This window comes from Arthrobacter sp. 10N410 (assembly GCF_056394945.1).
On record NZ_JBFTIP010000002.1, the window covers coordinates 167,845 to 179,378 of the forward strand.

The following is an 11,534-nucleotide window of genomic DNA, read 5'->3' on the forward strand; positions in this document are numbered from 1 at the left end:
CAGTTTCGGGGCTGTGGCGCAGCTGGTAGCGCACCTGCATGGCATGCAGGGGGTCAGGGGTTCGAGTCCCCTCAGCTCCACCGAACGAGGTCCCGCTCTCTGAGCGGGGCCTCGCTTAGTTAACGCTCAATTAGGATGGGGACCGTGGACGACTCCCTGCCGCCGTGCCCCGAATGCTCCAGTACATACAGCTACGAGCTGGGTGTCCTGCTGGTCTGCCCCGAATGCGGCCATGAGTGGTCCGCTACTGCCGATGCGGCGGAGGCCGAAGCCGGTGCCCGGGCCGCGCGAGTCATCAAGGACGCGGTGGGCAACGTGCTGGCCGATGGTGACACCGTAACGGTCATCAAGGACCTGAAAATCAAGGGCAGCTCCACTGTCATCAAGGTCGGGACCAAAGTACGCGGAATCCGCCTCATGGACGGCGTTGGAGACCATGACATCGACTGCAAGGTCGACGGCGTCGGACCCATGCAACTCAAGTCCAGCGTCGTCAAGAAGAGCTAAGCGGGGGACCCGCCATTCCTGAACCGCGTCCGGGCCAACCGGAAGCGCCCGTAATCTCCGCCGACGTCGTGGTCATCGGTGCTGGCCAAGCGGGGCTGTCCGCCGCCTACCATCTGCAGCGCCGCGGCTTCGTCCCGGCCGGCGTCTCCGGCAACGCCGGTGCGGACAGCGCCGCCGACCCGCTGAGCTACGTGGTGCTCGACGCCGAGGACGGCCCCGGCGGCGCCTGGCGGCACCGTTGGAAAAGCCTGCTGATGGACACCGTCAACGGCATCAGCGACCTCCCCGGCATCGCGCAGCCGCAGGTGGACCCGCAGGAGCCCAGTTCGAGTTTCCTGAGCCGCTATTTCGGCGGCTACGAATCCCGGCTGGGCCTGGCCATCGAGCGGCCCGTGAAGGTCCACGCCGTCACCCGCGAGGACAGCAACCCGGCCGGACGCCTGCGCATTAAGACCTCCCGCGGGGCCTGGTCCGCCCGGGCCCTGATCAACGCCACCGGCACCTGGACGCGCCCGTTCTGGCCCATCTATCCGGGCCAGGCCAGTTTCCGCGGCAGGCAGCTGCACGTCGCGGACTACGTGTCCGCGGAGGAATTCCGCGGCCAGCACGTGATCGTGGTGGGCGGCGGCATTTCCGCCGTCGGACTGCTCGACGAGATCTCCAAGGTCACCGGCACCACCTGGTTCACCCGGCGGGAGCCGGTCTGGCGCGACGCCGCCTTCGACCGGCAGGCAGGCCACGACGCCGTCGCCCTGGTCGAGGAGAGGGTCCGGCAGGGGCTGCCGCCGCAGAGCGTCGTCGCTGCGACCGGACTGATCTGGACACCGGCCCTGCGCGCCGCCGCGGACCGCGGCGTGCTCAAGCGACACCCCATGTTCACCGGCATTGAACCCGGGGGAGTGCGGATGGCGGACGGCAGCTTCCGGTCCGCCGACGTCATCCTCTGGGCAACGGGCTTCCGCGCCGAGCTGGAACATCTCGCGCCCCTGCACCTGCGCGGACCCGGCGGCGGCATCGCGATGGACGGCACCCGGGTCGCCGCGGAGCCCCGGGTGCACCTCGTCGGCTACGGGCCGTCGTCCTCCACCATCGGGGCCAACCGCGCCGGCCGGGCCGCCGTGGCAGGGATCGTTAAACTGCTGGCCGGTTCGGGATAACGTAAAGCGGTGCCCGTTACCAACAATCTTGAATCCCTCTTCCCCCGGCTCCGGAGGTTCCCCGACGTCGAGGCCGCCAACCTGCAGGCCTGGGACGCCACCGACCGTTTGTTGCTGGACACCGCCGCCGAACTGCGGGCCGCCGGCCAGGTGGCATCCGGCGGCAGGATCGCCGTCGTGGGGGACCGCTACGGTGCACTGACCCTCGGTGTGCTCGCGCTGGGGTGGCACGACGCCGGCCCGGTCCGGGTGCACGAAGACCTGATCACGGGCGAACGCGCGCTGCGGCATAACGCCGCCGCCACGGGGCTCACCGAGGGGTTCGAGCAGCTCCCGCTGGCCGACGCCGTGGAGGGCGCCGCCCTGGTCCTGCTCCAGCTGCCGCGGTCCCTGGCCGAGCTGGAGGAGATCGCCGACGCCGTCGCGCGGTACGCCGCACCCGGGGTGGTGCTGCTCGCCGGCGGCCGGGTCAAGCACATGAGCCTGGGCATGAACGCTGTGCTGGAGCGCTACTTCGGGGAGGTGCAGCCGCAGCTGGCGCGGCAAAAATCACGGATCCTGCTGGCCCGGGCCGCGAAAGCAATGGACGGGCCACCGCCGTTCCCCGTCTCTGAGCGGAACACCGGGCTGGAGCTCACGGTCTGCGCCCGCGGCGCCGTGTTCGCCGGCACCGGGCTGGACATCGGAACCCGCTTCCTGCTGGATTTCCTGCCGGAGATCCCCGGCGTCCGGCACGCCGTCGACCTCGGCTGCGGCACCGGCATCCTGGCCGCACTGTACGCCCGCAGCCATCCGGAGGCCCGGGTCACCGCCACCGACCGGTCCGCGGCGGCCGTCGATTCCGCCCGGGCGACGGCCCGCGCCAACGGCCTGGACCGCCGGATCGAGGTCCTGCAGGACGACGCCATGAGCACCCTGCCGGACGGATGCGCCGAGCTGGTCCTACTCAACCCGCCCTTCCATCTCGGCGCCGCGGTGCACGCCGGAGCCGGGATCAAACTGATCGAAGCCGCGGCCCGGGTCCTGGCCCCCGGCGGTGAACTCTGGACGGTGTTCAACAGCCATCTTCACTACCAGCCCGCGCTGGAACGGCTGGTCGGCCGCACGCGGGAGGTGGGCCGCAATCCGAAATTTACCGTCACCGCGAGTGTCCGCAGGCCACGGCCGTAGGAGCCCGCGCCGGTAACGGTAGGCCGTTCGGGCGAAATCTGACCGACTGTGACGGCCGAAGGTGGGGGCGTGGGGCCGCGGGTAACGTACGATTCTGACATCAGCAGTGCTTGGCCGAAGACGTTTAGAGGTATCAGTGACTGAGATCCGAACACCCTCGCCGCGGCGCGGAACGAACCTCCCACGGATGGGGGATTTCAACCTCACGGTTATCCTGGATGCGATCCGGCGCGCCCCGGGCGGCCTTAGCCGGGTGGAACTCGCGCAGCTCGTCGGACTCTCGCCGCAGACCATCTCCAACATCTCCCGCCGGCTGCTGGACCAGAACCTGATCGTCGAGGCGGGCAAGGAGGGTACCGGTCCCGGAAAGCCGCGGACCATGCTCCGGCTTCATCCGGGCGGAATGTACGCCGTCGGCGTCCACCTCGATCCCGCCGTGCTGACGTTCGTGCTGCTGGACCTCGTCGGCGCCGTGGTGAAGCACTCCCGGATCAAGACACCCTCGGGCGCGGATCCGGGGTCCATCATCGACACCATTGCCGCCGAGATCAAGCAGCTGATCGAGGACTCCGGGGTGGACCGGGCCAAGGTCGCCGGGCTGGGCATCGCCTCGCCGGGGCCGATCGACCTCGAGGAAGGCGCCGTGGTGGACCCGCCGCTGCTGCCGGGCTGGGAACGCGTTCCGCTGCGCGACCGGCTCGCTGAAGCCACCGGGCTGTCCACGCTCCTGGACAAGGACGTCACCAGCGCCGCCGTGGCCGAAACCTGGGCCGGCGGCCCCAGTGGCGCCGGCAGCTTCGTCTTTATGTACATGGGCACCGGAATCGGCTGCGGGGTGGTCCTCAACGACGAGGTCATCCGCGGGACCTCCGGCAACGCCGGCGAAATCGGGCATATCATCGTCGACCCCGACGGCCCGCTGTGCGACTGCGGGCAGCACGGCTGCGTGAAGTCCTCCGCCATCCCCCAGGTCCTCGTGGCCCAGGCCGAGGCGGCCGGCGTGCTGGACGGCGCCCTCGCGGACCGGAGCGCTCCGGCGGTGCAGGAACGCTTCGCGGAACTCTGCGCACTGGCCTACGGCGGGAACGAGGAGGCCCAGGGCATCCTGCGGAGGTCCGCCGTGCTGGTGGGACGGGCCATCTCGGCCGTCACCAACGCCCTGGACGTGGACCGCGTCGTCTTCGGCGGCCCGTTCTGGACCTGCCTCGCGCCGGCCTACCTGGAGCTGATCCCGGGACTCGTCGGGGACAACAGCGCCACCCGGAAGATCCACGGGATCGAGGTCGTCGGCACCGGCGTGGGTGAGGATGTGGGCGCCGTCGGCGCCGCCTGCCTGGTCCTGGAGCACACCCTGGCTCCGCGCTCCCAGCGCCTCCTGCTGGAGGGGTAGCCGGGAGCCGTCCGGGTGCCTTGCCGTCAGCCGTGAGCCGGAGCCGTCAGTCGATGTCCTCGATGACGGTCCCGAACGGGATGGTGTCATCAAGATGCGCCTGGTGGTCGTGCGGGTGCACCACCACCCGGACCCCGTGCAACTTGTCAGCCGCCGACTGCATCAGGATCGGGCGGACGGTGTTGATGACGCTCTCGCTCTTGCCGGCGAGATACTCCTGGTAACTGGCTGGAAGCTGGATCATGCCCTCAGGATAGACCTGCGCCGCGGACATGGGGAGGGCCGATAGGGCCCCAGGTTCCGGGACAACGTCAGCCAACGTAATCGGCCTGGTAGGCGAAGAATCTTCCGTGGAAGGCTTCGCGAAGGCGTAAAGTCGCGTCTTAATTCGGCGGAGAACTTGAATGCCCTTCCCAGGCACCTTAGAGTCGTAGACAAGTTACCGCGGTAACGTGTCAGCGATCCTCCGCTGCGGGCCGGCTCTTGGAAGAATTCCATGCGAATTATTCACGGGCGGCCTAGGAGGGTGTGGGTGCCCCCATGTGGGCCTGACATTTGCTCACGGACAACTTCGTATCAGGCGTAACAGTCGCGGCTGCGTCCTGCTGAAGTTTCCTCCGTGTTCCCCAAACTCAACTCATTGGCGGCAGCGCCGGCCGGACTCCGGCCCAGCTGGCACCAATGGCCCACAGCCAAGGACGCAAATGTCTCCACCAAGCCTTATTGACGCACATCCAAATCTCGCCGGCGCGGCCCCCGTCGCCCTGTCCTACGAACTCTTCCCGCCACGTTCGCCAGCGGCTGCTGAGTCGCTCTGGACCACCATCGGGGAACTGGAAGCCACCAGCCCCGACTACGTGTCCGTCACCTACGGCGCGAGCGGCTCGAACCGGAACACCGCCGTCGAACTCGTCAACCGCCTGGTGCAGGAAACCACGCTGCGCCCGCTGGCGCACCTGACCTGCGTAGGCAACACCCCCCAGGAGCTGGCCGAAATCATCGGCGAACTGCTCGACGTCGGCGTGCGCGGCATTCTCGCCCTGCGCGGCGACCAGCCCAGGGACGGCGGCGCGCCGGCCGATGGCTCGCTGCGCTACGCCCAGGACCTGATCGAGCTCATCCGCCGCGTCGAGCAGCGACGCTCGGCTCTGCTCTGCGCCGGCAAGGTGGCGGTCGGCGTCGCGGCCTACCCCACGCGGCACCCCGAATCCCCGAGTGAGGCGCACGACGTCGAGGTGCTGCTGGCCAAGCAGCGCTCCGGCGCGGACTTCGCCATCACCCAGGTCTTCTTCCACACCGAGCAGTACGCCCAGCTGCTGTCCCGGGCACGCCGGGCCGGCGTCACCATCCCGATCGTCCCCGGGGTCATGCCGCTGACCAGCATCCGGCGGCTCACCCGGCTGGGCGAACTGACCGGCGTCGAACCGGCGCCGGAGCTGATTGAGCGGCTGGCAGCCGCCGATACCGACGCCGAACGCAACCGGATCGGGGTCAGCGCCACCGTGGACCTGGCCAACGCGGCCCTGGACGCCGGGGCCCCGGGCCTGCACCTGTACACGTTCAACGAGCACGCCAGTGCCCTCGAGGTGCTGGACAAGCTCGCGCTTCCCCGCCCTCGAAGCGGCAACCGGCACAGTAGCCACCAGCGCCCGGCCGGCCGCCGCCAGCTCGCCAGCTGACGGCGCCGGTAGACACAACTTTCCTCTGCACAGCACCACGAACTCTTAGGACTTTCCATGACTGACCACAACACCACTGCCCCCACCCCGTTCCCGGCCGCCTCGATCCTGGGCTACCCGCGCATCGGCCGCCGCCGCGAGCTCAAGAAGGCCGTCGAGGCCTACTGGGCCGGCAAGATCGACGCTGCCGCCCTGGATGCCGCCGCCAAGGAGATCCAGCTGGGCACCGCCAAGCGCCTCCAGGGCCTCGGCCTGACCGAAGCCGCCGCCGTCCCCGGCACTTTCTCCTACTATGACCAGGTGCTCGATGCCGCCGCCCACCTCGGCGCCGTTCCGGCCCGCTTCGGAAACCTCCTCGACGCCGAGGGCCAGCTGGACATCGACGGCTACTTCACCCTGGCGCGCGGCACCAAGGACCAGCAGCCGCTGGAAATGACCAAGTGGTTCGACACCAATTACCACTACCTCGTCCCGGAAATCGGCCCCGAGACCAGCTTCGCGCTGACGTCCAACCGGATCGTCGAAGAATTCGAATACGCCCTGGCCGACGGGGTGGAGACCCGCCCGTACATCGTCGGCCCGGTCACCTTCCTGCTGCTGAGCAAGGCCTCCGACGACGCCCCGGCCGGGTTCAACCCGCTGTCCCGCCTCGAGGACGTCCTCCCCGTCTACACCGCACTGCTGGAAAAGCTCGCCGCGGCCGGCGCCAGCTGGGTCCAGCTCGACGAGCCCGCCCTCGTGGTGGACCAGGACACCCCCGCCGACGAGATCCAGGCCGCCGTCGCCCGCTCCTACGAGGTGCTCGCCGCCGCCGCGGACCGTCCGCAGCTGTTCGTCTCCACCCCCTACGGTGCGCTCAACGGCCAGCTCGGCACCCTCGCGGCGACCGGCATCGATGCCCTGCACCTGGACGTCTTCAAGGGCGACGTCCCGTCCGCCGCCGCCCTGGCCGCGCTGGGCGACAAGACCCTCGTGGCCGGCGTCGTGGACGGCCACAATATCTGGCGCAATGAACTGTCGGCCTCGGCCGCGAAGATCGCCGAGCTGCAGAAGTCGGTGGCGAAGCTCGCCATCAGCACCTCCACGTCCACCCAGCACGTCCCGCACGACGTCGACGAGGAAGTCCAGCTCTCCGCGCAGCTGCGCAGCTGGCTGGCCTTCGCCGACCAGAAGGCCACCGAGGTCGTCACCCTCGCCGGGCTGCTGAGCGATGCCGACGCCGTCCGCCCGGCCATCGAGGAGGCCACCCGCATCATCGCCTCCCGCGCCGAGGCCGAGGGTGTCCGCCGTGCCGAGGTCCGTGCCCGCACCGCTGCCCTGACCGACGCGGACTTCAGCCGCTCCGCCTACGCGGTCCGCGAAGCCGCGCAGACCGAGGCGCTGCACCTGCCGCCGCTGCCCACCACCACCATCGGCTCCTTCCCGCAGACCTCCGAGATCCGCACCGCCCGGGCCCGCGCCAACAAGGGCGAGCTCAGCACCGAACAGTACGAGCAGCTCATGAAGGATGAGATCAAGCGCGTCGTGGAGCTGCAGGAGGGGCTCGGCTTCGACGTCCTGGTCCACGGCGAGCCCGAGCGCAACGACATGGTGCAGTACTTCGCGGAGAACCTCGAAGGCTTCGACGTCACCGTGCACGGCTGGGTGCAGTCCTACGGCTCGCGCTGCACCCGCCCGTCCATCCTCTGGGGCGACGTCACCCGCAGCGCCCCGATCACGGTGGAATGGGCCCGCTACGCGCAGTCGCTGACCAGCAAGCCGATGAAGGGCATGCTCACCGGGCCGGTCACCATCCTCGCCTGGTCCTTCGTCCGCGACGACCAGCCCCTCGGCGAGACCGCCAACCAGGTGGCCCTCGCGCTCCGCGACGAGATCGCGGACCTGGAGGCGGCCGGTATCAAGGTCATCCAGGTCGACGAGCCGGCCCTACGCGAGCTCCTGCCGCTGCGCAAGGCGGACCAGGCCGCCTACCTGGACTGGTCCGTGAAGTCCTTCCGCCTCGCCACCGCCGGCGCCGCGGACGCCACCCAGGTCCACACGCACCTGTGCTACTCCGAGTTCGGCGCCATCATCGACGCGATCGACGGCCTGGACGCCGACGTGACCTCGATCGAGGCCGCCCGCTCCCGCATGGAGGTTGTGCACGACCTCGAATCGCACGGCTTCGGCCGCGGCGTGGGCCCGGGCGTCTACGACATCCACTCGCCGCGCGTCCCGGGCGAGCAGGAAGTCACCGAACTGCTCAGCACGGCGGTCAAGCACGTCCCGTCCCGCCAGCTCTGGGTCAATCCGGACTGCGGCCTGAAGACCCGCGGCTACGCCGAAACCGAGGAGTCGCTGCGCAACGTGGTCACGGCCACCAGGACGGTCCGCGCGGAAGTGCTCGAAGCGGCCAAGTAGCAGCAGCCGGCCCGGCGGTCGCTGAACGGTCGGCGGCTTAACCGACGACGGCGGCCGGCCACCTTCCTAGGTGGCCGGCCGCCGTCGTACGCATGTCCCATCGGCTGCTGAGCAGGGGCCCCTGTCAGCGCTCAGAAGGGCCGCTGCGGAACAATCGATTCAGGATTCCCAGAGGATCTCGTCGTCAACCACGCCGTCCTCGTCCGCGGAGGCCACCAGTACCTCGTCGGAGAAGTGGGCGCCCAGGGTGAAGTCGAGGACGAAGTAGCGCTCCGGCTGGCCCGGGTAGATGCCGACGTGGCCGAGCTTCAGGGCCTTGAGGAAGACCTGGTTGGTCAGCTGTGACTTGTCCGTGACGCCGAAGACCTGCTGCAGGTGCTCGGGCTTGATGGCGTTGCAGTGGAAGCGGAGGTATTCCTGCGGGCTGGTGCCTTCCTGCTCCAACTCCTCGGCAATCATTTCGCGGACCTGGTCCACAAGCTCGGGCAGGAAGCGCAGCCGGTAGTCAACCTTGTGCATGGCCGCCTCGTCGAAATGGTCATGCGCGTTGACATTCAGGTCAAGCTCCAGGGGCTGGCCGGCAAGTTCGTGCTTCGCAGCGAAATTATGGTCACGCCCGTGGTTGAGCTCGATCTCTCCAAAGTGCTGGCTCGCTACCTTGCTCATGTCTTCAACATAGTCCTGAATACTGGTCCGTTCCAGCATTGGCCGGCATTTATCCGATACCGCCCCTGAACTCCGGCAGGGGAACGGTACATTGATCGGATGCAAACAGTTGCGGCCGCCACCGTCGCCCGCGCCCGAGATTTTTTTGACAGCGGAACCACCCGCCCGCTGGCGTGGCGGCTGGAGCAGCTCGGCAACCTGCGGCGGATGCTCATTGAGCGGCGCCGGGAGTTTGCCGCCGCACTGGCCCGCGACCTGGGCAAACACGAAACCGAGGCGCAGCTGACGGAAATCGGGTTTGTCACGGCGGAAGCCGCGTACCTGGAGAAGCACCTCGAAGCCTGGCTGCGGCGGCGGCCGGTGTCCGTACCGCTGGCGGTCCAGCCGGCGAAGGCCTGGACCGAACTCACCCCGCTGGGCGTGGTCCTGGTGATCGGCCCGTGGAACTACCCGCTGCAGCTGCTGCTCGCCCCGCTGGCCGGCGCCCTGGCCGCGGGCAACGCCGTGGTGCTCAAGCCCAGTGAGCACGCCCCCGCCACCTCCGCCGCCCTGGCCCGCTGGATTCCGGAATACCTGCCCGGCGCGGCCCAGGTGGTCGAGGGCGGCATCCCCGAGACCACGGCGCTGCTGGCGGAGCGCTTCGACCACATCTTCTTCACCGGGGGCGAGGCCGCGGCCAAGGTGGTGCTCCGCGCCGCAGCCGAGCACCTGACGCCGGTGACCCTGGAACTGGGCGGCAAGTCCCCGGTGTATGTGGATGCCTCCACGGACCTGGCCGGCGCCGCCAAACGGATCGCCTGGGGCAGGTTCATGAATGCCGGGCAGACGTGTGTCGCTCCCGACTACATTCTGGCCACGGAGGACGTCTTGGTGCCGCTGGAACGCGAGCTGGTCAAGGCCATCAAGGCGCTGTTTGGCACGGATTCCGCGCGGAGCGAGTCCTACGGCCGGATCGTCAACGACCGGCACTTTGCCCGGCTCGCCGCGCTCGCGGACAGCAGCACCGTGGTCCACGGCGGTGAGCGCGACGCCGTCAGCCGGCACTTCGCTCCGACGCTGCTGCGCCCGGCGCCCGGGGATGCCGTGATGGGGGAGGAGATCTTCGGCCCGCTGTTGCCGCTGGTGCCGGTCAGCGGCCGCGACGAGGCGATCCGGACGATCAACGCCGGAGCCAAGCCGCTGGCCCTGTATGTGTTCAGCAACGACGCCGACACGCGCCGGGCGTTCGCCGAACAGACCTCCTCGGGGGCGCTGTGCTTCGACGTGCCGGCCGCGCACCTGACCGTTCCCGGGCTGCCCTTCGGCGGGGTGGGCGGCAGCGGCATGGGCGCCTACCACGGCGAACACTCGCTGCGGACGTTCTCGCACGAGCGCTCCACGCTCTCCAAACCGCTCTGGCCGGACACCCTGGCGCTGATCTATCCGCCGTACACAAGGGCGAAGCACCGGATCATCAGCACGCTCGTGGCGCCGGCCGGGAAGACCGGAAAGTCCCGGAAGCCGGCGGAGAAGCCCGGCCGGTCCTAGCGCTCAGTCCCGGCGCGTGGTTCCGAGTTTGTGGAGCGTGTCGGCCAGCAGTTCCACGAACAGCTGGACCTGGGCCGTCTGCTTCTCCTTGGGCAGCAGCGCGAAGACGTTGCGGGCCAGCCGGATCTCGGGGACATCCAGCACCACCACGCCGGCCGGCCGGTGCAGCAAGGCCAGCTCGGGGACCAAGGCCGCGCCCAGGCTGGCAGCGGCCATTTCCAGGCTGGCGTGGAAATCGTCGCTGTAGGCCACTACGCGCGGGTGCAGGTTGCAGCTGGCGAAGAGCCGTTCGATCACCGTGGCGTCGGAGGTGCCGGGGTGGTGCATGATCCAGGGCATGTCGGAAAGGTGGTCGGCCGCCACCTTGGATTCGGGGCCGATGCCCCAGGCCGCGGGCAGCACCACCCGGAAGTCGTCGTCGCCGATCCACTGCCGGTTCACCGTATGCGGCCAGGCGAGGCCGGACTGGCCCACCTGGTAGACCAGCGCGACGTCGAGCTCGCCGCCGGTGCGCAGCCCCTGGATGGTCTGGCCCGGCTCGGCCACGGAGACCCGCAGTTCGATGCCCAGCTTCTTCCACGCCGGATTCTGCAGGATCCGGGGGAGGACGTACGTGGCCAGGCTGGGGAAGATGCCGAGCCGGAGTTCCTGGCTGGCACTGTCGTGGGTCCGGGCCGCCGCCGCCATCAGCGCGTCGATGTCGGTGAGGACCTTGGCCGCATGCCGGGTCATCACGACAGCGGCCTCCGTCGGGTTGATGCTGCGGGCCGAGCGCTGAAACAGGGCCACCCCGGTGTCCCGCTCCAGGGCTGACATCTGCTGCGACACCGCCGAGGCGGTGTAGCCCAGCCGCGTGGCGGCCGCCGCGAACGAGCCCAGCCGGACCACTTCCACGAGCGTTCGGAGGTGCACGGGGTTGATCAAGGGCGGCCCTTCGGTGGTTACGGTGAGGCGGGAGCGAAATCCCGCTTCATTCTGGCACATTGGTGTGCAGGCAGCCGCTGGGAAATCGGACTCATCCGGCCGCCCCGCGGTTAC

The 11,534-nt window shown here is 69.2% G+C and carries 10 protein-coding genes and 1 tRNA gene; 8 read left to right on the forward strand and 3 right to left on the reverse strand.

Annotated elements, in window-relative coordinates; translation table 11 throughout:
* Positions 1-7: 7 nt before the first annotated feature.
* The 5 genes from AC1DB8_RS05310 to AC1DB8_RS05330 all read left to right on the forward strand — a co-directional run bounded on the left by AC1DB8_RS05310 (position 8) and on the right by AC1DB8_RS05330 (position 4,224).
* Positions 8-80: transfer RNA gene (locus AC1DB8_RS05310), tRNA-Ala, on the forward strand.
* A gap of 64 nt (positions 81-144) precedes the next feature.
* Entirely contained in the window at positions 145-507 is a 363-nt protein-coding gene (locus AC1DB8_RS05315) for a zinc ribbon domain-containing protein YjdM (RefSeq protein WP_476892386.1), read from the forward strand.
* A 68-nt stretch (positions 508-575) separates the two neighbouring features.
* The gene (locus AC1DB8_RS05320; protein ID WP_476892387.1) at positions 576-1,664 is read left to right on the forward strand and encodes an NAD(P)-binding domain-containing protein; all 1,089 of its coding nucleotides are present in this window, start codon (positions 576-578) and stop codon (positions 1,662-1,664) included.
* Between the two features lie 9 nt (positions 1,665-1,673).
* Positions 1,674-2,834: a class I SAM-dependent methyltransferase gene (locus tag AC1DB8_RS05325; RefSeq protein WP_441417583.1), complete on the forward strand. Its 1,161-nt coding sequence runs from the start codon at positions 1,674-1,676 to the stop codon at positions 2,832-2,834.
* A gap of 187 nt (positions 2,835-3,021) precedes the next feature.
* Entirely contained in the window at positions 3,022-4,224 is a 1,203-nt protein-coding gene (locus tag AC1DB8_RS05330) for an ROK family transcriptional regulator (protein ID WP_476892388.1), read from the forward strand.
* Positions 4,225-4,270: 46 nt separating this feature from the next.
* On the opposite strand, the gene AC1DB8_RS05335 is transcribed toward AC1DB8_RS05330, so the two are convergent.
* Positions 4,271-4,468 carry a hypothetical protein gene (locus AC1DB8_RS05335; RefSeq protein WP_249777074.1) on the reverse strand — a complete coding sequence of 66 codons (198 nt, stop codon included), beginning with the start codon at positions 4,466-4,468 and terminating at the stop codon, positions 4,271-4,273.
* 460 nt (positions 4,469-4,928) lie between these two features.
* Between AC1DB8_RS05335 and AC1DB8_RS05340 the strand changes: the two genes are divergently transcribed.
* Positions 4,929-5,903 (forward strand): methylenetetrahydrofolate reductase, encoded by a 975-nt coding sequence (locus AC1DB8_RS05340; protein WP_476892389.1) that lies wholly within the window; start codon positions 4,929-4,931, stop codon positions 5,901-5,903.
* A gap of 57 nt (positions 5,904-5,960) precedes the next feature.
* Complete coding sequence (gene metE / locus AC1DB8_RS05345) at positions 5,961-8,303, forward strand: 5-methyltetrahydropteroyltriglutamate--homocysteine S-methyltransferase (RefSeq protein ID WP_476892390.1); 2,343 nt, start codon at positions 5,961-5,963, stop codon at positions 8,301-8,303.
* Between the two features lie 159 nt (positions 8,304-8,462).
* On the opposite strand, the gene AC1DB8_RS05350 is transcribed toward metE, so the two are convergent.
* Complete coding sequence (locus AC1DB8_RS05350; RefSeq protein WP_441417587.1) at positions 8,463-8,969, reverse strand: DUF2004 domain-containing protein; 507 nt, start codon at positions 8,967-8,969, stop codon at positions 8,463-8,465.
* Positions 8,970-9,068: 99 nt separating this feature from the next.
* Here AC1DB8_RS05350 and AC1DB8_RS05355 point away from each other — a divergent pair, with 99 nt between their 5' ends.
* Entirely contained in the window at positions 9,069-10,496 is a 1,428-nt protein-coding gene (locus tag AC1DB8_RS05355; RefSeq protein ID WP_476892391.1) for an aldehyde dehydrogenase family protein, read from the forward strand.
* Positions 10,497-10,499: 3 nt separating this feature from the next.
* On the opposite strand, the gene AC1DB8_RS05360 is transcribed toward AC1DB8_RS05355, so the two are convergent.
* Complete coding sequence (locus AC1DB8_RS05360; RefSeq protein ID WP_476892392.1) at positions 10,500-11,420, reverse strand: LysR family transcriptional regulator; 921 nt, start codon at positions 11,418-11,420, stop codon at positions 10,500-10,502.
* Positions 11,421-11,534: the final 114 nt, after the last annotated feature.

What these genes read in the sequence shown, in the direction of transcription:
- AC1DB8_RS05330 (WP_476892388.1), top strand. Translation starts at nt 3,022, where the DNA reads ATGGGGGATTTCAACCTCACGGTTATCCTGGATGCGATCCGGCGCGCC.
- AC1DB8_RS05335 (WP_249777074.1), bottom strand. Translation starts at nt 4,468, where the DNA reads ATGATCCAGCTTCCAGCCAGTTACCAGGAGTATCTCGCCGGCAAGAGC.
- AC1DB8_RS05340 (WP_476892389.1), top strand. Translation starts at nt 4,929, where the DNA reads ATGTCTCCACCAAGCCTTATTGACGCACATCCAAATCTCGCCGGCGCG.
- metE (WP_476892390.1), top strand. Translation starts at nt 5,961, where the DNA reads ATGACTGACCACAACACCACTGCCCCCACCCCGTTCCCGGCCGCCTCG.
- AC1DB8_RS05350 (WP_441417587.1), bottom strand. Translation starts at nt 8,969, where the DNA reads ATGAGCAAGGTAGCGAGCCAGCACTTTGGAGAGATCGAGCTCAACCAC.
- AC1DB8_RS05355 (WP_476892391.1), top strand. Translation starts at nt 9,069, where the DNA reads ATGCAAACAGTTGCGGCCGCCACCGTCGCCCGCGCCCGAGATTTTTTT.